The sequence below is a fragment of the Streptomyces sp. NPDC002055 genome (genome assembly GCF_040296705.1).
GTDB lineage: Bacteria > Actinomycetota > Actinomycetes > Streptomycetales > Streptomycetaceae > Streptomyces.
The window spans coordinates 68,553-90,343 of record NZ_JBEOXS010000005.1; the positions used below are offsets into that span (position 1 = coordinate 68,553).

17 protein-coding genes are annotated in these 21,791 nt (G+C 71.8%); 6 read left to right on the top strand and 11 right to left on the bottom strand.

Features of this window, described 5'->3' with window-relative positions:
* Positions 1 to 21 precede the first annotated feature (21 nt).
* The 6 genes from ABT112_RS04020 to ABT112_RS04045 all read right to left on the bottom strand — a co-directional run bounded on the left by ABT112_RS04020 (position 22) and on the right by ABT112_RS04045 (position 9,754).
* Complete coding sequence (locus ABT112_RS04020; RefSeq protein ID WP_351505269.1) at positions 22 to 3,597, bottom strand: type I polyketide synthase; 3,576 nt, start codon at positions 3,595 to 3,597, stop codon at positions 22 to 24.
* 26 nt (positions 3,598 to 3,623) lie between these two features.
* Positions 3,624 to 5,018, bottom strand: coding sequence for an MFS transporter (locus ABT112_RS04025; RefSeq protein WP_351505270.1), 1,395 nt, complete (start codon positions 5,016 to 5,018; stop codon positions 3,624 to 3,626).
* Between the two features lie 645 nt (positions 5,019 to 5,663).
* Positions 5,664 to 5,942, bottom strand: a complete 279-nt coding sequence (locus ABT112_RS04030; RefSeq protein WP_351505272.1) for a hypothetical protein — start codon at positions 5,940 to 5,942, stop codon at positions 5,664 to 5,666.
* A gap of 189 nt (positions 5,943 to 6,131) precedes the next feature.
* Positions 6,132 to 7,448: an RICIN domain-containing protein gene (locus ABT112_RS04035; RefSeq protein ID WP_351505274.1), complete on the bottom strand. Its 1,317-nt coding sequence runs from the start codon at positions 7,446 to 7,448 to the stop codon at positions 6,132 to 6,134.
* 739 nt (positions 7,449 to 8,187) lie between these two features.
* Complete coding sequence (locus ABT112_RS04040; protein WP_351505492.1) at positions 8,188 to 8,511, bottom strand: hypothetical protein; 324 nt, start codon at positions 8,509 to 8,511, stop codon at positions 8,188 to 8,190.
* Between the two features lie 418 nt (positions 8,512 to 8,929).
* Positions 8,930 to 9,754: a phosphotransferase family protein gene (locus ABT112_RS04045; protein WP_351505276.1), complete on the bottom strand. Its 825-nt coding sequence runs from the start codon at positions 9,752 to 9,754 to the stop codon at positions 8,930 to 8,932.
* Between the two features lie 308 nt (positions 9,755 to 10,062).
* Between ABT112_RS04045 and ABT112_RS04050 the strand changes: the two genes are divergently transcribed.
* Positions 10,063 to 11,277: a chitinase gene (locus ABT112_RS04050; RefSeq protein ID WP_351505278.1), complete on the top strand. Its 1,215-nt coding sequence runs from the start codon at positions 10,063 to 10,065 to the stop codon at positions 11,275 to 11,277.
* A 215-nt stretch (positions 11,278 to 11,492) separates the two neighbouring features.
* Entirely contained in the window at positions 11,493 to 12,737 is a 1,245-nt protein-coding gene (locus ABT112_RS04055) for a serine hydrolase domain-containing protein (RefSeq protein ID WP_351505280.1), read from the top strand.
* Between the two features lie 152 nt (positions 12,738 to 12,889).
* Here the strand turns inward: ABT112_RS04055 and ABT112_RS04060 are convergent, their stop codons facing one another.
* Positions 12,890 to 13,531: a hypothetical protein gene (locus ABT112_RS04060; RefSeq protein ID WP_351505282.1), complete on the bottom strand. Its 642-nt coding sequence runs from the start codon at positions 13,529 to 13,531 to the stop codon at positions 12,890 to 12,892.
* Between the two features lie 491 nt (positions 13,532 to 14,022).
* Here ABT112_RS04060 and ABT112_RS04065 point away from each other — a divergent pair, with 491 nt between their 5' ends.
* On the top strand, positions 14,023 to 14,532 hold the full coding sequence (locus ABT112_RS04065) for a mycothiol transferase (protein WP_351505284.1): 510 nt from the start codon (positions 14,023 to 14,025) through the stop codon (positions 14,530 to 14,532).
* A gap of 167 nt (positions 14,533 to 14,699) precedes the next feature.
* On the opposite strand, the gene ABT112_RS04070 is transcribed toward ABT112_RS04065, so the two are convergent.
* The 3 genes from ABT112_RS04070 to ABT112_RS04080 all read right to left on the bottom strand — a co-directional run bounded on the left by ABT112_RS04070 (position 14,700) and on the right by ABT112_RS04080 (position 18,958).
* On the bottom strand, positions 14,700 to 15,818 hold the full coding sequence (locus tag ABT112_RS04070; protein ID WP_351505286.1) for a DUF6183 family protein: 1,119 nt from the start codon (positions 15,816 to 15,818) through the stop codon (positions 14,700 to 14,702).
* Positions 15,819 to 16,296: 478 nt separating this feature from the next.
* The gene (locus ABT112_RS04075) at positions 16,297 to 17,928 is read right to left on the bottom strand and encodes a M4 family metallopeptidase (RefSeq protein WP_351505288.1); all 1,632 of its coding nucleotides are present in this window, start codon (positions 17,926 to 17,928) and stop codon (positions 16,297 to 16,299) included.
* A gap of 604 nt (positions 17,929 to 18,532) precedes the next feature.
* The gene (locus ABT112_RS04080; protein WP_351505290.1) at positions 18,533 to 18,958 is read right to left on the bottom strand and encodes a hypothetical protein; all 426 of its coding nucleotides are present in this window, start codon (positions 18,956 to 18,958) and stop codon (positions 18,533 to 18,535) included.
* A gap of 342 nt (positions 18,959 to 19,300) precedes the next feature.
* On the opposite strand from ABT112_RS04080, the gene ABT112_RS04085 reads away from it, so the two are divergent.
* Positions 19,301 to 19,477, top strand: a complete 177-nt coding sequence (locus ABT112_RS04085; protein WP_351505292.1) for a hypothetical protein — start codon at positions 19,301 to 19,303, stop codon at positions 19,475 to 19,477.
* Between the two features lie 436 nt (positions 19,478 to 19,913).
* Complete coding sequence (locus tag ABT112_RS04090; protein WP_351505294.1) at positions 19,914 to 20,441, top strand: DUF1203 domain-containing protein; 528 nt, start codon at positions 19,914 to 19,916, stop codon at positions 20,439 to 20,441.
* Between the two features lie 132 nt (positions 20,442 to 20,573).
* On the opposite strand, the gene ABT112_RS04095 is transcribed toward ABT112_RS04090, so the two are convergent.
* The gene (locus tag ABT112_RS04095; RefSeq protein ID WP_351505296.1) at positions 20,574 to 20,987 is read right to left on the bottom strand and encodes a hypothetical protein; all 414 of its coding nucleotides are present in this window, start codon (positions 20,985 to 20,987) and stop codon (positions 20,574 to 20,576) included.
* Between the two features lie 124 nt (positions 20,988 to 21,111).
* On the opposite strand from ABT112_RS04095, the gene ABT112_RS04100 reads away from it, so the two are divergent.
* The gene (locus tag ABT112_RS04100; protein WP_351505298.1) at positions 21,112 to 21,789 is read left to right on the top strand and encodes a hypothetical protein; all 678 of its coding nucleotides are present in this window, start codon (positions 21,112 to 21,114) and stop codon (positions 21,787 to 21,789) included.
* Positions 21,790 to 21,791: the final 2 nt, after the last annotated feature.

Sequence of the window (21,791 nt, forward strand, 5' to 3'; positions counted from 1 at the left end):
CGGAGATCCGTCCGAGCCCGGTCACCGCTGCACCTGGCCGTCGGTGAGCTCCCCGGCCGGCTGTACGGCGGGCTGCCGCTCGGCGATGAGCTGGGTCAGCTGGGAGATCTGCACCAGCATGGTGCGCTGGATGCCGGTGAGCTGCTGGAGCTGGCGCGCGAGATTCTCCAGCTCGGCCCGGGTCACCGGTGCGGCGGACCCGTCGGGACCGGCCGCCGGTTCGGCGTATGCGGCGGGGGCGGCGGGCACGATGCGCTCGGCGGACGCCGCGGGAACGGCCGGTTCGGCGGACGCCGCGGGAACGGCCGGTTCGGCGGACGCCGCGGGAGCAGCCGGTTCGGCGGACGCTCCGGAGGCGGGGAACGCCGGCACGGCAGGAGCAACGGGCTCCGGAGCAGGGGCCGGAACCACCGTGCTCGCCCCGTTCAGCGGTGCCACCGGCGAGGCCGGCGGGGCTGCGGAGAGCGCGTCGGCCTCCGCGGACGGCCGGGCGGTCGCGTGCCCGGCCCCGGCCGGGGCGGCGCCGTCCCCGGTGCGGTCGGCGATCAGCTCCGCGAGAAGGCCGGGTGTGCTCGCCTCCTCGAACAGCTCGCGCATCGAGACCTTGACCCGGTGGGTCTCCTCCAGCTCGCGCAGCACCTGGATCATCTGGAGCGAGTCGGCACCCAGATCGAAGAAGGAGGTCGTCGCCGAGATGGCGTCCTGCTCGTACCCGAGATGCTGTGCGCTCAGTTCGATCACGTGCCGCAGCACCCGCTCGACGGATGCCTTGTCCTGTACCACTGCGTTCCCCTCGCTTGCCCTTGCACTTGCCCCGGCCCGGTCGAGTACCGGTTCCGGACCCGTCCAGTACGTCCTGTGCTGGAACCGGTAGCCGGGCAGCGGAATCCGCCGGCCCCCGCAGCCCTCCAGCAATGTCTCCCAGTCGATGTCACAGCCCGCCCCGTGCAGGGCCGCCGCGGCGCTCCACAGGGGGTCCTCTCCCGCCCCGCGGCGCAGCGTCGGTACGGCGGTGAGGCCGGGGACGGCGCGGCGGGCCAGCCCGCTCAGGGTGGTGTGCGGGCCGATTTCGAGTACGGCCGCCGGTCCGTGGTGTCCGATCTCCCGGAGCACGGTGTCGAAGCGCACCGGCTCCCGGGTCTGCCGGAGGATGTACTCCGCGTCCGGTGTCCAGCCTGCCGGGTGGAGCCGGCCGTCCACGCCACTGAGGAACGGCACGGTGGTGGGCCGCAGCGTGATGCCCGCGGCGACGGCCCGGAGCGGCTCGAGAGCGGGCTCCATCAGGGCGGTGTGGAAGGCCCGGTCCACCGGCAGCCGTTCGTGGAGCTGCCCCCGGTCGGCCAGCAGCTTGCACAGCCGGTCGACCGCGTCGGCGTCCCCGGCCAGCACGTGGTTGCGCTCCCCGTTGACCACGGCGAGGGAGATTCCCGGTACCTCGGCGGCGAACAGCCGCGCCGTCTCCCGGTCTCCGAGCACGGCGACCATCCCGCCCGGTGCGCAGAGCCGCTGCATCAGCCGGCCGCGCTCGGCCGCCAGGCGCAGGCCGTCCTCGACCGGCAGGGCGCCCGCCGCGCACAGGGCCGCGTACTCCCCGACGCTGTGCCCCGCCACCAGGGCGGGCGTCACTCCGGCGGCGTGCCACAGCCGGACGACGGCGTACTGAAGGGCGAACAGCGCGGGCTGGACGGTCGCGGTGTCCCGGATCCCGTCCGGCCCGTCGGGCAGCGGCCGCTGTTCCGCAGGTACGGTGCCGAGCAGCGGGTCGAGCAGCGACGTGCCGTACAGGTCCCGGTGGAGCCGGTCGCAGTGGCGGAGGGCGTCCCGCGCCGGGGAGAACCGTTCGTACAGGTCCGCGGCCATGCCGGGGTACGAGCTGCCCTGACCGGAGAACTGGAAGGCGATGTCCGCCGCTGGGCCGGCTGGAACCTCCGTGGCCACCGCGGCCCCTGCCGGTGTGCCGCTTCCGGACCGTACCGGTTCCGTGCCCGTCGCCGCGTCCGGTTCCGCGAGGCCCGTCGCCGCGTCCGGTTCCGCGAGCCAGGTGTCCAGCGCGTCGGCGAACGCGGCCGGATCCGTACCGCGGACCGTGAGGCGGTGGCGTCCGTGGGAGCGGCCGGCCGATGCGGTCGTGACCACGTCCTCCAGGGCCGTCCCGGGGTGGGCCCGCACCTGGTCGCGGAGGGCTGCCGCGTTGGCGACGAGTGCTTCCCTGCTCCGTCCGGAGACGAGGAGCAGGCCGGGGGCCGGTGCGGTGCCGGTGGGCCGCGGCGCGGGCGGCGGGGCCTGCTCCACCACGAGGTGGACATTGGTGCCGCCGACGCCGAGCGAGGTGACCCCCGCCCGCCGCGGGCCGTCCTGCTCCGGCCAGGGGCGGACCTCGGTGGGGATGTAGAAGGGGCTGCCGTCCAGCGGCAGCGCCGGGTTGGGCCGGGAGTAGCCCGCCATCGGCGGGATCTCCCCGTGCCGGAGCACCAGCAGCGTCTTGATCAGACTCGCCAGGCCGGAGCACACGTCGAGGTGGCCGATGTTGGCCTTGGTGGAGCCCAGCGCACAGTAGCCGGTCCGGTCGGTGTCGTCCCGGTGGGCGAGCAGGGCCCCTTCGAACTCGATCGGGTCGCCCTTGAACGTGCCGGTGCCATGGGTCTCCAGGTAGCCGATCGTCTCCGCGCCGACTCCCGCGACGTCCAGTGCCCGGCGGATGGTGGCGCGCTGGCCGGAGACGGTGGGGGCGGTGAACCCGGCCTTGTCCGCACCGTCGTTGCGGACGCCCCAGCCGCGGATCACGCCGTGGACGGTGTCGCCGTCGGCCAGGGCGCGGTCCAGCCGCTTGAGGACCACGGCGGCGACCCCCATGCCGCCGACGGTGCCGTCCGCCCCGGCGTCGAAGGGGCGTAACCGGCCGCTCTTGGAGAGGATCGATCCCTTCACATAGCGGTAGCCCAGGGCCTGGGGCACATGGACCGCGGCGGCGCCGGCGAGCGCGATGTCGCAGTCCCCGGTGACCACCGACTGCGCGGCGAGCTGCACGGCGACGAGCGAACTGGAGCACGCCGTCTGCACGTTGACGGCCGGACCGGTGAGACCGAGCCGGAAGGCGGTACGGGTGGCGGTGAAGTCGGCGTAGTTGCCGACGGTGGTCTGCATCCGGGTGACCCAGTCGTCACCGGTCTGCCCCGGCAGGACGTTGTTGAGCAGGTAGGTGTGCAGGGAGTACAGGTGGTAGCCGGTGGCCGCGAAGACACCGGTACGGGCTCCCCCGCGTTCCCGGGGGTAGCCGGCGTTCTCCAGCGCGTGGTGGGCGCACTCCAGGAACATCCGCTGCTGCGGATCGGTGAGTGTGGCCTCCCGGGCGCTCATCCCGAAGAACGGCGCGTCGAAGGACGCGACGTCCTCCAGGACGCCGCTGGCTCCGACGAACTCCGGTGACCGGCAGTCCTCGGCGGTCGCGCCGGCGGCGGCGAGTTCCGCCGCGGTGAACCGCCGGATGTGGTTCTCCCCGCCGCGCACCAGGCGCCAGAGGTCGTGCGGGGTGTCCGCGCCCGGGAAGCGGAAGGAGAGGCCGATCACGGCCACACGCCGGTCGTCAGGGAGTGCCATGTCCGTGGGGTCTTTCCGGGTAGGGGTCAGGTGCGTTCGCTGTCCGGGCCGCGGCCGTCCGGTGGCGCGACCGCCCCGGTCGTCGCGGCGCTCCGTGACGCGCGGTCCGGTCTGCGCTTGTCGGACGGCGGCGCCGCCCCGGACGCCTCGGCCGTCCGCGACCGACCGTCCGGACCGCGCGCCTCCGTGGGCTCCGGCACGCCGGAGGCCGCGGCGCGGCGCTGTCCGGCACCGCGCCGGACCAGGAGGACGAGGAGACCTGCGCAGAGCAGGATGGCCGAACCGTGGAAGGCGGCCACGACCTGGAGCGGCGTGAAGCGCTCCAGCAGGGCGGCACTCACCAGCATGCCGAGGCCGAAGCCGGCGTTCTCGGCCGAGGCGGAGAGCCCGAAGAGCCGCCCCCGCTGCTCGTCCGGGGTGCTCTGCAGCCGGGAGACGTACGCGATCTCCGTCAGCCCGTCGGCCATTCCGGCGAGCAGTGCCACGGCGACGGCCAGGGGGGTGGGCAGGCCGGAGAAGACCAGGATGAACATCAGCGACATCACACAGGCGCCGAGCGCGAAGACCCGCTCGCCGGGCGTGTGTCCCGCCTTCTTGACGTAGCGCTCCAGCACCACCTGGGCGGCGATGTTGCCCAGGGCCCAGGTCGCCCAGAACTGGCTGATGAAGACGGCCGGATCGGCCGGGTCGAGGCCGGCCGAGTAGACCGGCAGCGCGACGTTGTGCGAGGAGGAGCCCAGGCCGTCGGCGGCGCGGACGGCGATCATCAGGGCGACCAGCGGCATCGAGCGCAGCAGGACCAGGGCGGCCCACCGCGGCTTTCCGGTGCCCTCCGCCGGCTCCGGCTCCTCCGGCGCGGGTGCCTCGGCGCGGGTCCTGATCGGCAGCAGGGACAGCACCAGCGCGGAGACGGCGAAGGTGACGGCGTCCAGCACGAAGGCCGCCGTGTAGCCCCACTCCGACACGACCACGCCGGAGGAGGCGAATCCGGCGATCATGGCGAGCGAACGGGCCGTCACCAGGCTGGCGTTGGCCTTGGCCCGGTGCTCCGCCCCGACGATTTCGGGGATGCTGCTGCGCAGCGAGACCTGCGACAGGGTCGAGCACGTACCCGCGATCAGCGCGAGCCCGAACAGCGCCGCGAGGTCCACGCTCTCGGGGGCCAGCAGCATGGCGACGAGAGCCGTCGCCTGTGACAGGTCGGCGCCGATCATCAGCCGCTTGCGGTCCACCCGGGACACGAGCGCTCCGCTGACGAAACCGGCCGCCACACTCGTCAGCAGCCGGACCGCCATGAACAGGCCGGCCAGGAAGGCGCTTTCGGTGAGGTGGTAGACGAATACATTCAGCGCCACCAGATTGAGATAACTGCCGTACGCGGATATTCCGTTGGCAGCCACCAGAATCCTGAAGTGGCGCACGCCCATGTCCCCCTTGCACCCGCAGCCCTGAGCAGTGATCAACAACCTTGAGCATGTTGGCACGCATCAGCCAAGAAGCACAACGAAACTGTCACTTCCATGCGCAATCTCGAACACCGGGCATCGAGAATCAGACAGTTTCAGTCAGGCTGGCCGAATCCACCTGGCGGCGCCGGCAGAAACGGAGGATTCCGTTTCGGCCCGGGCGCCGGCTTCCCGGAGAGAACCGTCGCGCGGGCAGCCGCGGCATCCGGGAACACCCCCGCATACGCCCCATGCGGGACGGGCGCTGATCAGCGACGGCGCCGCGCGACACTCCGCACCGGCGCCGTTCAGAAATGGGGGTACGTCGAGGAACCACGACTCCATGGGGAGCCGCCACACGGCGAGGAAACCGTACGCATCGGTGGAGGCAGCCCCTCCGCCCGACGGGAGGATGGTCCGGCCTCTCCCTCGCACGGGGCGTCTCGCACAGGGCACCCTCGTCGGCGGCCCGGACCGGTACCACTGCTTCCCGGCCATCACCTCAGACCGCGGTGCCGCATCCCGAAGAGGTGCGGCACCGTCACCCGGCCCGCCCGGTAAGGAAGGAGTCCCGGCTCCGTGTCACGTGGGAGGCAGGGCGTCACTTGAAGAGGCAGGGCGTCACTTGAGAGGAATGCAGCGCAGGGCGTGATCGGAGCGCCGGTGGGGAGGCGAGAGGAGGTGGACCAGTTCGTAGGAGCCTCCGGGACACCCCTCCGCGTCCCCGATACGCGTATCGATCAGCACTCGGTTGACCGTGTAACCATCCCGTTCCAGAAGGCCCCTGATGAATTTCTCCGGGTCCGCAAGGAGCTCCTTCTGCTCGTCGTCGTCGAGCTCGATGCGGTAGACCTCGATGGCGGAGGCTTCGATTTCGGTGGGCCGGCGAATGGTGGCCATGACGTCAATCCTTCCGGTGCAGCCGTCCTATTCCAGTGTGCGCCGATCGCGGGCCGCCGCAACCGCGCTCCCGGCCCCCCTCTCTCCTGCCTCGGCCGGAAGGGCGGAGCACCGGCCACCTTGCGAGCGAGGCCCCGCCAGTTCCGCGAAGCCTCGCCCCTCACCCACTGGCCGTGACCGGAATTCCGGTCACGCCCCGTCGCGCATGGTGAACACGAAGCTCGCGGAGTTGTAGTAATTCGGCTGGTGCGCCAGGTACGTCCCCTTCCCCGGCGGCTTGCTCTCGTGCCAGTCCTCGGGTCCGAACAGATGCGAGGCGTAGTCGGTGTCGCTGACCTGTGGAACGAACAGCAACCGGTAGCCGGAGGAATCCGGTTCGGGCTGGAAGGTCCACAGCTGGGACGGCCGGCTCTCGGCGGGAGCGCACTTCTGCTGGACCACGCGGACGACATTTCCCCCACCGGACGTCCCGTCGAGGCACTTTCCGCTGCCCGTGTTCCGCAGTGCGTAGGTGTTGCCCTGGCTCGCCGCGTCACGGCGCCAGCGCTGCGCCGCGTCGTAGGTGTCGCAGGTCTGGAGCTGCAGCATGGCGCCCTCGTCCTTGGCGGCGTCCACGATCCCCACGCACAGGCCCGTCGCCCGGTTGACCAGTTGGAACCCCGCCGGAGCGGTCGGCGAGGCGGAGGAAGCGGAAGCGACGGCCTCAGCGGCCGGCTTGCTGCTCCGGCGTTCACGCGGCTTGTCCGTGGTGCGGCTCGGGGTGGGGCTCGGGGACGCCGAGACGGTGCGGGTGGCGGTCGGCGCGGCTGCCGTCGTCCCGGGGACGGGAAAGGTTTCCCGGGCCAGGGGCTCAGGGGGCGCGGGGGTGTCGTCCGTCAGGATGTGGACGGTGACGCCCACGGCGGCCACCGTGGTGACCACCACCGCGACGGCCACGACCGCGGCGAGACCCGCCGGGGTGGCGGGAAGGAACCGCCGGCCGCCGTCCCAGGTTCCGAACAGCCCCACCGGCCAGGTCCTGTTGGTCTCGGGCGCCGGCGGGGCCGAGGTCTTCGAGGCGGCGGCCTTCCGTGCGGCGGGGCGGTCCGACGGCCCGTCGGCCGTGCCCGCCGACAGCACCGCCGAGAGGAAGGCGTACTCCCCGGTGCGGATGGCGACGATGTCGGTCCGGGCCCGGGCGCAGTTCTCACAGGTGTCGGCGTGCTCGTCGAAGTCCTGGGAGCGGGTGGAGTTGCCGTTGCGGACGGTGTCCCCCAGGACCGCGGTCAGGTGCCGGCACGTCCGGCTGCGCGAGCGCGCGGCATAGGCCCGGAGGTAGGCCTCGTACAACCCGTCCAGGGCGAGGGCCGGCGGGGAGTCGGCGTCGGTCCCCGGTTCCAGCAGCGGCGCCTCGCTGTCGGCGTGGTCGCGAAGGGCGTTCGACAGGTCCGTCCGCATCGTTTCGGACAGCTCGCGGAAGGCCTGCGACAGGGGTGAGTCGTCGGGCGCGGCCAGGGGGTCGGACACGGGTCTCCTCGTGCGGGTGGGTCACGTACAGGTCCTGCGGGGGTGAGGGGCGACGTCGGCACCCTTAATCGCAGCGGGTGTGAACACACCGGGCTGCTCGATGGGCGGTGCATGTCGCTGGCGGGACCTTCACATGGGGAGACGGTGCACGGACAGGCGCCGACGGCCGGGTGGGGACCACCGGCATCGACGGAGCTGCGAGGGTGCCCTCGAACTCTTGGTCAGGAGATTGATCCTCCGGGACTCCCGCGTCAAGTCGAGCCGCCGCGCGGGACTTGCTCGCATCCCCCACCTGGGCAGGGAAAACGCGGACGGGGACTGCTGTTCACCTGGGTTGGGCCCAGGATTCTCGCCGACGTGGTGCGGCACAGCAGCACGACGGCGGGAGGATGCGCGGATCCGCGGAACGGGCGGTGTCCGGGTGGTGAGGAGAAGGTGTCCGCGGCCCGGCGCTCGCGGGGCTCCGCAGGTCGTGAGGACGGTGCGGCTGCTCCGGCGCGGGAGGGGGCCGTCCGGCGAAGGCGACCGGCGCTCGGGCGAAGGCTCTTCGTCGGCGAGGCGGACGCGAGCGGGGCCCGGGATGCTCAGGTTCGTCGACCGGGAAAGAACGCGGAGGACAGGGCGGTACCGGAAGCAGCCGTGGGTTCCACCCAGGGGCGGGGGGCCAGAGGTCCGCGATCGTTCCGCGTGACACGATCGCGGACCTTCTGCCGGATCCGAGGGGGGCGGTGGTCCGGGGTCAGACGCGGCGAACCCGCGCGGCGACCCCGTGCCCGATCAGCAGATAAAGAGCCGCCGGGAGACCGTAGTTGAGGAAAACACGGACGCCTTCGCTCTCCATGGTGAAGATGTCCTGGGACCACCAGGCGAGCAAGTCGGCCACTCCGTGCACGAAATCGACGAAGACATTCCCCTGGTTGGCTTCGAGCAGGTACAGCAGGATCCACAGCCCCAGGAAGCCTGCGGCCACATCACCGATCGTGTGCAGGACCAAGGCCGTCCGATGTGCACCGGCACCGGAGTGGTTTCGGTCATAGGCGCCATAGGGGCTGTTTGCGGGCATGGGTTCGCGGGTATCGCTCATGTCCTGCACATAGCCGGGGCCGAGTGCGTGAAAACCAGGCCCGCGCCTGCGATTCGATAACCAGTCGGCATCATTTCGGATTCCCCATTCCCGACATCAACGGCACCACGACCCCAAATGATCCGGCGCCCGCGAGGACAATCCACTGTTATGGGGATTTCGGCCTCGCGGTACGCGATCACCGGCCGGTTCGGCTGCGTGAATTCCGATTCGCGCAGCCGGTCCGGCTTGATCGACCCCCGCACCTCGTGCCCGTTTCCCGGCCTTTGGTATCGGGTGGGACTCTTTCACCGAGGAATGAGGCGATCGGCACTGGCGCATGCGGACATCACGGCCGATGTGCCGTACCAGGGGCAAAGCACCACGGCTCCGTTCCGGAGTCGGCCCCATCCGGAGCTCATTCGAGGAGAGCGAGCACGCGCCGGGCCTGGCGCTCATCGGTTCCCGGAGGGTTGCGGCGGCACGCCCCCGGATCGTCGAGAAGAGCTGCCAGCCAGAGCAGGGCGATGAGCCGGCGGATGTGCTCGAGGCGCGCCTGTTCGGCAGCCGGGAGGTCGAACCGGGCCAGGAAGGACGGCACATCGAATCCGGCGGTGTCGACCCAGGTGGAGGGATGACCGACGATCTCCGCGAGTTCGAAGGCCCGGTCGCTGCGGCCGGAGTCCTCGAAGTCGATCAGTCGGACCGTGCGGCCGTCGTCGAGACCGTTGGCCAGGTTTCCGTCGGCGTGCCCGAAGACCGGGCGGACCGCGTCGGCCCCGGACACCGTCTCCAGCCGGTTGACGGCCAGCCACGTCTCCCCCGCCGCGAGCGCCCTGCCGACGACCGGCGACCGCGGCACGGCGGGGCGCCCGGCCATCCAGCGGCGGACGCGTGCGTCGGCGCGGTCCGCGCTCCACGCACTCCGGGGGACCTCGGCGAGCACACCGGCGGGCACGGCGTCGTGCAGCGCGGTCAGGCCATCGGCGAGCGCCCGGATCGACCGCCGTGTGCAGGTGGTTCCGCGCAGCGGGGTGCCGTCGATCCGGGTCATGGTCAGTGCGGGCGGCTCGGAGTCGAGCCGGGCCGCGATCGGCCGCGGGGCGAGCCCCGGAGCGTAGGTGTCCAGCAGGGTCAGCCCCCGCCACTCCCGCAGCGGCTCACCGCGGCTCCAGGAGGTGAAGACCTTCGTGACCTCATCACCGGTGATGGTGATGTGGTGCGTGCTGTGGGGTTCGGTCATGACCTCCCTTCTACCGCTTCCGCCCGCCGCGCGCCGGGGATCCCTGCCCGTCCTCCGACGGGAAGCCGTCCTCGGGGTGTCCACCGCCGGATGGGCAACCGGTGCTCGGCGCCGGACCGCGGTACGGATGCGGGCCGGGGCTCCCCGCGCGGACGGCCCGCGGGCTCCGCAGCTCCAGCGACGCGACTGCGCATTCCCGTCGGCGGGTGATCCTCGCTGGTCCGGCGGCGTCCGGCCGATCCCGGGGTACGCGACAGGACGCCGCACTACCATGTGAATCTTGCACCACCCCCTGCCGAAAGGGTCTTATGACCTCCCTCCCGCCCCAACGCCCCACCGGACGACGGCGCAAGGCACGCCACGGAACGGCGGCCCGCGAGCCCGATACCGACGGTGCGATATCCCGCCGGTCCACCACGGGGGGCCTGGCCCGGGGCGCATGGCTGGCGGGCGGCGCCGTGGTGATCGCGGGTGTGATCGGCGGTGCGGCGTGGGCCCTGAGCGGCGACGGCGACACGGCAGCGCACCGGCCGCCGGCCGCGAACCCCGCTCCCACCGGCCGTGACGACGCCGATCCGCCGTCCTCGGCCCCCTCCCCCCGGGAGCCGAAGCCGGTGTCCGTGCCCTTCGCCCCGTACGTCGACACCTCGTTGGCGGCGTCCTTCGATGTGACGGGCGCCGCACGGACCATCGGCGTGAAGGACTACACCCTCGCCTTTGTGGGGCCGAGCGGCCGCTGCACACCGGCGTGGGGCGGCTCCACCCCGCTCGGCCGGGACCGGGTGGCGGCGAAACTGGGCGACCTGCGGTCGGCCGACGGCGATGTCCGGGTCTCCTTCGGCGGCCAGAGCGGCCACGAGCTGGCCAGGTCGTGCCCGTCCGTCCCGAAGCTGGTTTCCGCCTATTCCCAGGTGATCGACCACTACAAGCTGAAAAGGGTCGATTTCGACATCGAGAACGGTGCGCTGGCCGACGACGCCGGCAACGACCGGCGGAACCGGGCCATCGCGGCGCTGCAGAAGTCGCACCCGGGCCTGGATGTGTCGTTCACTCTGCCGGTGCTGCCCCGCGGCCTCACCCCGGACGGCGTGTCGCTGCTGCGCAACGCGAAGTCGCACGGTGTCGACATCGGCGCGGTCAACGTGATGGCGATGAACTACGGCGCGTCCCCGGCACCCGACCCGGACGGCAGGATGGGGGACTACGCCATCGACGCCGTCGAGAACACGCACAAGGCGCTCAAGGGCGTCCTCGGCACCTCCGACGCGGAGACCTGGCGGCACATCGCCGTCACCCCGATGATCGGCGTCAACGACGTGAAGGAAGAGGTCTTCACCGTCGCCGACGCGGCCAAGGTCGCCCGCTTCGCCCGGTCCAAGGACATGGCATGGGTGTCGATGTGGTCGGCGAGCCGCGACAAGGCGTGCCCCGGTGGCTCCGGCGGCCGGGCCGCCGCAACGTGCAGCGGCGTCGACCAGTCGGCGAACGACTTCGCCAAGGCATTCGGCTCGGCCACGCGTTGACACGCCGGGCTCGACGGCCCTCCGGGCGGCGGTCCGCCGATCGCGGGAGGGCCGGGCGGGGCGGGTCCCGGCGATCAGCCGGACCCGCCCGACCGGTCCGGGATCCTCCTTGAGGTGGAAGCGCGGTCTGCTCCCGTGGGAGGACGCGCCGCGTGGGCCCGGGCTGAGAACCTTGGCGTGAGGGGGCCGACCATCCGGCCCCGGGAGGGAAGCACATGACCGACATGCAGTTATCGGTGCGACGGCGTATCGGACTCCGGGTGTGCGCTCTGGTACTGGCCGGAGCGAGTCTGCCGGCGTTCGCGCCGGTGGCGTCGGCCGCCCCGGCCGCACCGGCACCGGTGTCCGAGGGCCGGCGCGGCCCCACCGATCTGGGGCCGGAACTCAAGGCCCTGGTCGACAAGGCGGGCGCGACGGCGGCGCTCGCCGAGTTGCGTGACCGCGGACGGGTCGAGTGGCGCGGAGCCGCCGGGAAGGCCGATCTCGCCACCGGGGAACGGGCCCCGGCCGACGGCAGGTTCCGGATCGGGAGCGTCACCAAGACCTTCGTCTCCACGGTGACCCTGCAGCTGGTGGCAGAGCGGCGGATCCGGCTCGACGACCCGGTGGGGCGGTACCTGCCCGGCGTGGTGCCGAACGCCGGGAAGATCACCGTCCGGCAGCTGCTCAATCACACCAGCGGACTCTTCGACTACACCAACGACCCGCAGTTCGCCATCGAGAACGAGGCAGATCTGCGCCGGTACCTGGCCGAGGGCCGCTGGAAGAGCTACCGCCCGCAGCAGCTGGCCGACATCGCGAGCCGGCACGCCCCCTCCTTCCCGCCCGGCCGCGGCTGGAAGTACTCCAACACCAACTACCTTCTCATCGGGATGCTCATCGACAAGGTCTCGGGACGGACCTGGCAGCGCGAGGTGGAACGGCGGATCATCCGCCCGCTGAAGCTGACGGACACCAGCATGCCCAACACCTCCACGCGCATCCCCGGACCGCACGCCAAGGGCTATCTGCCGCTGCCCGAGGGGCCGGTGGACATCAGCCGCCTCAACCCCAGCGTCGCGAACGCGGCCGGCGCCGGCATCTCCTCCACCCGGGACCTCAACCGCTTCTTCGCTGCGCTCTTCGGCGGCCGCCTGCTGCCGGCCGCCCAGCTGAAGGAGATGAAGAGGACCGTTCCGGCGCCCGAGTTGGACGCGGACTACGGACTCGGAGTGGTCCGCATGCGGACCTCCTGCGGACCGCGGTGGGGTCACCTCGGCGGCATCGACGGATACTCGACGGTCATGCTCGGCAGTGAGAACGGCCGTCACCGGCTGGCGATGTCGGTCAACCCCTACGGCGAGGACTCCTCGCAGGGCGCGCACTTCGAGAAGCTGGTGTCGAAAGCCCTGTGCGGCACGTCCGCAGCATCGGCCGGCGCCATGCCGTCACTCTCCGCCGCACGCAACACCTTGCGCTGACCCTCGCCCGTCACCCCCGGGGACGGCGGCAGGCCTTGGCCCCGCCCCCGGGCTCGAACCGCCGCACTGCCCAGTGGACCGACCCCCACGGGACGTGCCGCAGGCCCTCACGGAAGAGGTGAGGGCCTGCGGACGGGCGTGCGGGGATCCGCTCAGGCGGCCGGAGCGGGCGAGGCCTGGGCCGCAGCGGAGGCGTCCTGGGTCGGCGCGGAGGCGTCCTGCGCCGGGGCGGAGGCGGCCTGCGCCGGGGCGGAGGCGTCCTGCGCCGGGGCCGAGGCGGCCTGGGTCGGCGGCGGGGAAATGGCGATCGTGCCGGTGTTCACGAAAAAGATGCTCGGCTGGTAGGTGACGGCCGAATTGCCCTCACCGAGCTGGCACACGACCGACCCCTGCGGCTCCTGGGACGCCTCGCCGACGACTCCGCCGACGGACGGGGAAACGGTCTGCTCGCCATTGGCACACTCAATGCTGCCCGCGGGCCATTCCTGCCAGTTCTCGACCGCGGGCTCGTCCTGCCCGCGGCTCTCCGCGGATTCTTCCTGTCCACGGCTCTCGGCGGATTCGTCCTGCCGCGATGCATTCTCCTCGGACTCGTCACGCTGACCGTTGTCCGCGGATTCCTCCTGCATCTGGCCATCCGTGTATTCATCCTGCATTCGGCTGTCCGCGGGATCGTCCTGCGTCCGGCTGCTCGCGGGGGTGTGCAGCTCCTCGGCGGAAGCAGCCGAACCCGCAATGCCAAGAGTGGCAGCCGAAAGTACAGCCAGGAGAGACACTGTGACGGAGGTGCGCATTCCTCACTCCTTACTCGGGGACATGCCCGGTGTTCTTCTCCCGACTGGCTGGAGAATGACGCGAGCGTTACCAATATGTCAGCGCGTCCGAACACCGCAACCAGAGCGGGTTCGGGGAATTCACCCCGGTGGCTCACGGGGAGCGTCGTGTGCCGTGCGGTGCCGCACGACCGACTGCCTTGCGGATTCCGGCGGGCCGGTACTCCTGACGGGTGCGATGGAGCCGGACGTGGGACGCCCGCTCATCCGAACGGGTGCCGGGGACACCGCCCGACAGACCGGTGAGCGGGAGGCCGGGAACCCGGCACCGGAGCCCCGCCCGCAGGCCGCGGTCACGTCACGCGGAACACCTCATCGGAGCCTGCTCGCGGCCTCTCCGGGGCGAATGCCGCCCGCTGCCGCCCCGGAGGGGCGTGTCACACGGCACCGCACACCGAGGCACGCCACAGTGAGGGGTCCGCACCCCTGCCACGACCACCGGGGACCGCCTCATGAACACCGCCGGCCTGCTCATCGATGCGTTCGAACGCATTCAGGAGTCCGTGCACGGAGCCGTCGAGGGTCTTTCGGCCGAGGATCTGCACGCACGCCTCGATCCGGGAGCGAATTCGATCGCCTGGCTGGTATGGCACCTCACCCGGATTCAGGACGATCACATCGCGGACGCAGCAGGCCGGGAGCAGGTGTGGAGCGCCGAGGGGTGGGCGGAGCGGTTCGTGCTGCCGTTCCCCGTGGATGCCACCGGCTTCGGCCACTCCAGCAGCCAGGTCGGGCAGGTACGCGTCGATTCCGCCGGTCTGCTGCTGGGCTATGCCGACGCCGTGCACGAGCGGACGGTCGGCTTCGTGCGGGGGCTCCACGGTTCGACGCTGGACCGGGTCGTGGACGAGGCGTGGAATCCCCCGGTGACCCTCGGGGTCCGGCTGGTGAGCGTCATCGCCGACGACCTCCAGCACGCCGGTCAGGCGGCATTCGTCCGGGGAGCACTCGAACGGCGCTGAGGTCCGCCGACGGCCGTCAGGCCGCATCACGGCATGCACGGTCCGGTCGGCCGTCTCCGTCGCCCACTCGTCATACGTCAGATCGAGATCCGATGGAGAGAGGTGCACGGAGTCCCCCGGGAGTCCGGGCTCCGAGGCCCCTCGCAACGAGCCGTGGAGGGTGGGCCTCAGTCCGTGTCCGTGGCCGCCAGCACGGCGATCCGGCGGCCACCGGGCGCCACGGCGGCGATCCCGTAGTCGTTGATCTCGTTGTGGAACCACTCGGTGCCGGCCTCGAAGCGCAACCATGTGCAGGCCGCTGCCAGCCGCTCCACCTCCGCCGCACCGGCGTCCCGCTTCGCGCCGACGAGTCCGGCGATCGAGCGCCAGGCGCTGAGGCGCCCATAGGCACCGTGCACTCCGGATGCGTACATTCCGCCGGCCGAGGCCGTCGCGAACAGCGTCTGCCACACCTCGTCCAGCGGGCAGGGCCCGGCCTCGAAGCGGCTCAGTTCCCCCAGGCCGGCCACGCAGTCCATGGGCAGCCCGGCGAGCACACCGGGGAGGTCCGCCGGGTCGATCCGTTCCCGCGAGGTGAAGACCCGGACCTCGTAGCCGCCCCATCCGCCGACGGACGGCGGCCCGCCGATGGCCTCGACGAGATGCGCCGGCGTCGACTCGTGCACCGGGTACCGGGCGGCGGCGCGCCGCGCGGCCGCGTCCACCCACTGCCGCGACGCCATGTCCGGGTAGCCCACACCGACGGCTCCCCGGTAGGAGCGGCCGGGGAACTCCCCGCCGTACTCCATGTCGGCCAGCCGGTCCGGCAGCCAGGCGAGGCGGTGCCACTCGGGAACGATGAACGCGGTGCCCGCGAGGCGGTGCAGCTCGTCGGCGTTCTCACCGCGCAGCAGCAACTCGTGGTACAGACAGGCCCTGAGTTCGTCGCCCGACCTGGTCGCCTCGTCGGAGAGCACGTACGCCGCGTCCCGGAGGGGCTGCCCCTCCGCGATGAGGGAGGCGAGCAGGCGGGGACGCATCCCCTCGGGACGCTCCCGGCTCTCGCGGTGCAGCACGAGCAGCTGCTCCACGAAGGGCCTGCCGGGCGTGAGCGCGAGCACCCGCATCAGGTGCCCCAGCTGCGAGTCCAGACCGCGCACCGCCTTCGCGGCAGCCTCGTACCGCTCGGCGAGCACCCGGCCGAGAGCGCCGACCCGCTCCGCGTCGCCCTGCCGCGCCCAGCCTTCGGCCGTGTCCCAGGAGTCCTGCAATGCGGCCACCGCTTCCAGCTCGCTCCGCCCCGTCATGCGCCACCTTCGCTCATGCGTCACCTTCTTGTCGTCTCGTCACGCCCCACGGCGTCGGCCCACCGGCCGGTGTCCCCTCAGCCGTGCGGCCGTGCAGCCGTCACCGGGCCGGGATCGGGCCGGGATCGGGCCGGGGGCCGGGTGCGCACTCGGCGCCAAGGATGCCGGAAGCTGCCCGGAGTTCCATTCCAGCATTCCAGGTAGGGAGATCCGGGACAGCCTCCAGCGGTGTCCACCGTGCGGGCCGTCGCCGCCACAGGCGTGGGGAGGTCGGAGGCCGTCCGGTGGGCCGGATGGCGAACTCCGGCAACGGTGCCGCCTTCCTTTCGGTGCACCGACGTCGACGAGCCCGCACCGGGTACCGCGAAGGCCCGGCAGGCAGACGCCTGCCGGGCCCCCTGCGTCGCGCGGAGCGACCCGAACGCCCAAGTGCGGCCCCCTCACAGGAGGAAGGGGCCGCACCGTGGAGGTGCCGGGGTCAGCGGACGTTGACGGCGGCCCAGGCCTTGCCGACCGTCTTGTACTCCTTGCTCCGCTTGCCGTAGAAGTCGGCGGCGGCCTTCAGCGTCGCCTTGCGGGCACCGTGGTAGTTGGTCGTGGAGACCATGTAGCGGGTCAGCGCCCGGTACCAGATCTTCGACGCCTTGCCGTTGCCGATGCCGGTGACCTTGGAGGAGCCGCGGTAGATCGGGCTGTTGTAGGTGATGCCCTTGATCTTCTTCTTGCCGCTGCCCTCACTGGCCAGGTAGAACCAGTGGTTGCCCACGCCGGAGGAGTGGTGCACGTCCTCCTGGCCGACCCGGGAGCTCCAGTAGTTCTTGGAGGCCCCGTCGAGGGACGGCTTGTCGAAGCGGCGCAGCCACGGCGGGGTGGACTGGTCGCTGAAGAGGTAGTCCGGCTTGTCGTAGCGGTTCTTGGCGTGCCACTCCACCATGGTGCCGAGGATGTCGCTGGTGGCCTCGTTGAGGCCGCCGGACTCACCGCTGTAGCGCAGGTTGGCGGTGGCGCTGGTGACGCCGTGGGTCATCTCGTGGCCCATGGTGTCCAGGTCGACCTGCTCGGGGTCGTTGGACCCGTTGCCGTCACCCGACATCATGCAGAAGCACGCGTCGTCCCAGGCGGCGTTGTCCCACTTGTTGCCCACGTGGACCAGGACGGTGGCGCCCTTGCCGTCGTTCTTGATGCCCCGACGGTTGAACTTCTTCTTGTAGTAGTCCCACGTCATGGCCGTGTTGGCGTGGGCGTCCACCGCCGCGGTGGCGCGGTTGGTGGAGAACTTCTTGCCGTCGCCCCAGTCGTTGTCGGCGTCGGTGAAGAGCTTGCCGGTGGAGGCGTTCACCGAGTCGGCGTCGGCGTTGCGCGCGTCCTTGGTCACGGTGCCGCGCTTCGGGTCCTTCAGCGCGTAGCGGCCGTTGGACTGCCGGGTGGTGTCCAGACGGACCTTCCCGGTGTACTCCGAGCGGCCGATGCCGGAACGATTCGCCTGGTGCTTGGCGTCATAGGTCTCGATCTGCCGGCCGGTGGCGGCGTCGGTGACCACGACCTTGCCCGCGGGCTCGCCGTGGGCTCCGGAGCCGCTGACGGTGGTCTGCCAGGCGAGGCGCGGGGCGCCCTCGGCTGCCGCCCAGACGACGAGCACCGGCTTGGAGGTGGCGTTGCGGACACCGTCGGCACGCTTCAGCGCGTTCGACGCGGTGTTCTTGGGCGAGACGGCGGGAGAGACGGACTCGACCGCCACCTTCCCCTCGCTCGCCCGGGTGCTGCCCTGGTAGGAGCCGGTGCGGGACTGGTGCACCACCAAGTCACCGCCGACGACCGGCAGTCCGCGGTAGGTGCGGTCGAAGCGGACGTGCTGGGTGCCGTCGGAGTCGATGACGACGTCCTTGACCTTGAGCTCCTGGCCCTTGCCGAAGCCGAACGCGGCGGCGTTCCGGGCCACGTTCGCCTCGGCGTGGGTGATGGCGCTGTCCCGACTGGACTGCGCGGATGCTTCGGCGGCCGACAGCGGCTGCGCCGAAGCGGATCCGGCAAGTCCGGCGGCGACCATGGCCGCCGTGGCCGTGAGCGCCGCCGCGGTGATGCGACGGCGCTGCGGGGAGGCAGATATCACTCGGTCTCCTCGTGGGGGATGACGAATAGTCAGTAAGAACGAAGAGAGAATGACCGCCACATGAAAGAAGTTGAACTGTTTTTACCGAATGATTGCCTCTTGATCATGGCAAGCAGCCTGATGAAGGGACGTGACACACCTTTTCCGGCACCTCCCGAGAACCCCCGACCTGGGGCAAACACCCCTCTGACCAGGACTGTTGGGGGCGCCTCCAGCCGGGAGGGCGGATCCGCCGAGGTATGCCGTGATCTTCGACACGTTGCGGTCGACGGCCGGCCGGTTACCGGTGGGCACCGCAGCGGGAACCGCGCGGTGCCCACGAGGCGGACGACCGATCACCCACTCCTGGGTGAGGACCGCCGGGAAGGCCCGCAGGTTGCCTGCCGAGGCCACACGGGAGAGGCCATGCCGGATTCACCGCCACCGGAGGCGGGACGACCGGAGGGCCTTGCGTGCCGACGCCGACGTTCCTCCCCCGCCTCAGGGCAAGTTCAGGGCTTTCCTCGGGGGCCCTTCTGCGGGCCTTCGCCGAACGGGCCCGCCACACACCGCGGACGGGACCCGCGGTGTGTGGCGGACACGGACGAGAGCGTAGGTGCGGCGCCTACCGAGAACGGGCGGCGAGATGGCGGCAGGGGCTGCTCGACGTCTCAGGGATGCGCAGCCGGCGCATGAGAACGCGCGTGGCCCTGCGGTGCAGCACGGTGCACCAGGAGATTCCGGGATGGCGTGCCCGCAGGCTGCACATGGCCCGGGTGCCCAGACCACCGGCCCGGAGCGCGCCGGAGAACTCCGCCGCTGTGATCACTCCGGTGGAGCAGTGCTCACAGAGCCGGTAGGTGAGGTTGCCGATCACGCACCGGCCGTGCACCAGCAGCAGGCACCGGGCGTCCTCGGGAGAGGGGGCCGGGGTCGCGACGATTTCGACGTCGCGGTAGGCGAACAGCCTCCGCCGCCGGCGTCCGGCACGACGCGTCGGGCGGCGATGCCGCCCCGGTCCGTCCGGAGCCGCGCGCAGGGCGGAGTGCACAGGATTCTTCGTCGGAGAAACGGTGTATCCAGGCATAGCCTCCGAGTACCCGACATCACCCCTGCTACCCGGCAGAAGACGCAGAACGTCACGGCGCGCCGGAGGTGTTCCGCGCAGGCGGCCCGATCCACCCGCCTCGCGCATCGCACCAGGTCAGCGGCGCGCGAGGCGCGCAGACCCGCGACCGGCGGCGCTCCGCGGCGCGTCCTGCGCACCCCGGTTCCTCCGGGGAGGAGGTCCGGTGCTCACGGTTGCCTTCCGGGCACGTAAGGTCTTCTCCGGCCGACCGCTGACACCACGGACGGCCTTCCCCACGTACCCGATCTCAGGGAGCACTCCCCCATGCCGGCCGACGATCGTCCCCAGGCGCCGATCTACGACAGCCTCGTCCAGGAACACGGTGACGTCCTCACCGAGGCCCGCCAGACCATGCAGCAGGTGAAGCGGGAGACGGAGGAGGCCCTCGATTTCAGCGAGCTGCGCCGCCGGAACGGGATCCCGGGCAGAACCGCGGGATAGCCCGACGGATCCGGGCGGCCCGCCGACGGGCCGCCGGGCACGCCGCCCCTCCGGGTGATGCTGTCGCGCCGCACCCGCGGGGCCACTTCGCCCGGAGCGCACCTTTCCCTCACCTTTGCCCGACACGTCCGGTCTGCTGCTTCCGGTACGGCTCGTGGACCCTGCGGCGGACGCCCCCATTGTCCCGAGGGCGACCGGCGCGCCGACCGCGGTCCGGCCAACGGAGCGACGCAGCCACTCCTCACCTCCTCCTCCCGCTCACCGGACCCCGGACGACGTCCTCGGACGACGGACGACGGACCGTCCCGACGGAAGCCGCACCTCGTCGATGCGCCCGCACCGGGCCCGTGAAGCCGCTCCCTGCCCGTTCCCCGGGACGAACGCGCTGTCCGATTGCCGCCGGTGCCCGCCAGGGACGGCGGGCCAGCATGAGCACATGACGACGAGCTATGAGATCCGGGCGATTCCCCGGGATGTGCTGCGGCAGTTGCGCGACCGGGACGACTCCGGAAACCCTCCCCGGCTGCTGACCGAGAATGCGGAGGGCGGTAACCCACTCCGCTGCTGCTTCGGGCGGACCGAGCCCGGCGAGCGGATCGCGCTGGTCTCCTACGCACCGCTGCGACGCTGGGCCGCGGAGACCGGCGCGGACCCGGGACCGCACAACGAGACGGGTCCGGTGTTCATCCACATCGACGACTGCGGCGGGCCCGCCGGGGCCGGCTTCCCGCAGGCCCTGTGCGGTGACCGCCGCGTGCTGCGGGCGTACGCCGCGGACGGCCGCATTCTGGGCGGGCGTTACAAGGAGTCCGATGGCTCCGCCCCGGCCCGGTCGGCGGGCGGGCGCACCGCTCTCGAGAAGGAGCTGGAGGAGCTGTACTCCGACCCCGAGGTCGCAGCGGTCCACCTGCGGGCCGTCGAGTTCGGCTGCTTCCTGCTGGAGACCCGCCGAAGGGAAGCCTGACGAACGGCGGTCACCACCACACTTGCGTCAGGGTCGGGGAGACGGCGCCGCCACGGTCACGGGTCGCGGCACGAGCCTCACCGCGCCCGGGGCCCCGACGTTCGGCCTCCGGCCTGCCGTTCGGATCGGAACTCAGGGCCGGGCGTCGAAGCGGTGCTGGAGCGAGCCGTCCGGGCCGAGGACGTCCATCAAGTACCCCTTCCGCAAGGGGAGGCCCTGCTCACGGGCGAGGAACCTCGTGATCGAGCCCTTCAGTTCGTCGAAGGTCGCGGCACTTTCGTCCGCATCGCGTGTCCGCACGATCAGCAGCGGTGCGCCGCCGGGGCCGTCGCGCCGCTCGATTCCGTAGACCTGCCGGAGTCCGCCGGCGCGCCGGTAGCGCTGGGCGAGCCGGGCCGCGTCCGCCGAGGCGGCTGTGGTGGTGGCCGTGGGGCCGGGAGTGGCGACGGGCTTCTCGGAGCGGGTCGCGCCGTCGGCGGTGCAGCCGGACAGCAGGGCGAGGACTCCGGCACAGACCAGCACGACGGAACGGGAATATGACCTCATCACACCATTCTCCCCGACTCCTGATGGCACCGTCGACCTGATCCCCGAACGGTGCGACGGCTACTGCCTGGGGCTCGACGGGCGGGACGGGCCGAACCTGGCCTGCGTGCACTGCGGTCGGGCCGTGGCGACCCGCGTCGACGACTGCTCGTACTGGCAGGCGGTGTGGCTCGACCCGGGCGCCGTGCGCCGCCTCCCCGCCGGCCCGGATCGCCCGACGGTCACCTGGGAGGCGCTGGCTGAGGAATGGGAGGACACGCCGCCGGTCGAACCGTCCGGGGCGTGGAGTCCGGGGTGGGCGGCGGCGGTCGGGACGTCCCTGGCCCACCTGGTGGCCGCTTCGGCCGGCACACCGGTGGCAGTCCCCGCCGGGCTGCCGGCGGAGACGTTCGGCCCCGCACTCGACATGCTGCTCCCGCCGGGGCGGCCCGCGCGGCGCGTGGTCCTGGCCGGGCCCGGCCTGCCGGCGCCCGGCCCGGCCTCCGACATCGCCCTGGTGCCGCGCCATCCGCAGACCGGGCAGGTGTGGCAGCCGCCGGGCCCCACCACCGCCGTGCCGCTGGCGGCCGATGTGTGGCTGCATCTGACGTTCCCCCGCGCACGGTTGCCCGTTCCCGTGACGGGTGGACTGCCCGACGGCGTACTCCGGGACGATCCGCTGCCCCTGCATCCCTGGGAACGGTTCCGGCCCGACGGGGAAGCCTTCCTGCACACCCTGGCCCGGCTGCCCGCGGTGCGTCAGCCCTGGCTGCGCGAGGTGTACGACCGGGTGCGGGAGCGGCCGTACGCCCGTCCGTTCTGAGG

Bases quoted from the DNA above. Each gene is read 5' to 3' on its own strand.
- ABT112_RS04020 (WP_351505269.1), bottom strand. From the start codon at position 3,597: ATGGCACTCCCTGACGACCGGCGTGTGGCCGTGATCGGCCTCTCCTTC.
- ABT112_RS04030 (WP_351505272.1), bottom strand. From the start codon at position 5,942: ATGGCCACCATTCGCCGGCCCACCGAAATCGAAGCCTCCGCCATCGAG.
- ABT112_RS04040 (WP_351505492.1), bottom strand. From the start codon at position 8,511: ATGCCCGCAAACAGCCCCTATGGCGCCTATGACCGAAACCACTCCGGT.
- ABT112_RS04045 (WP_351505276.1), bottom strand. From the start codon at position 9,754: ATGACCGAACCCCACAGCACGCACCACATCACCATCACCGGTGATGAG.
- ABT112_RS04050 (WP_351505278.1), top strand. From the start codon at position 10,063: ATGACCTCCCTCCCGCCCCAACGCCCCACCGGACGACGGCGCAAGGCA.
- ABT112_RS04055 (WP_351505280.1), top strand. From the start codon at position 11,493: ATGACCGACATGCAGTTATCGGTGCGACGGCGTATCGGACTCCGGGTG.
- ABT112_RS04060 (WP_351505282.1), bottom strand. From the start codon at position 13,531: ATGCGCACCTCCGTCACAGTGTCTCTCCTGGCTGTACTTTCGGCTGCC.
- ABT112_RS04065 (WP_351505284.1), top strand. From the start codon at position 14,023: ATGAACACCGCCGGCCTGCTCATCGATGCGTTCGAACGCATTCAGGAG.
- ABT112_RS04070 (WP_351505286.1), bottom strand. From the start codon at position 15,818: ATGACGGGGCGGAGCGAGCTGGAAGCGGTGGCCGCATTGCAGGACTCC.
- ABT112_RS04085 (WP_351505292.1), top strand. From the start codon at position 19,301: ATGCCGGCCGACGATCGTCCCCAGGCGCCGATCTACGACAGCCTCGTC.
- ABT112_RS04090 (WP_351505294.1), top strand. From the start codon at position 19,914: ATGACGACGAGCTATGAGATCCGGGCGATTCCCCGGGATGTGCTGCGG.
- ABT112_RS04095 (WP_351505296.1), bottom strand. From the start codon at position 20,987: ATGAGGTCATATTCCCGTTCCGTCGTGCTGGTCTGTGCCGGAGTCCTC.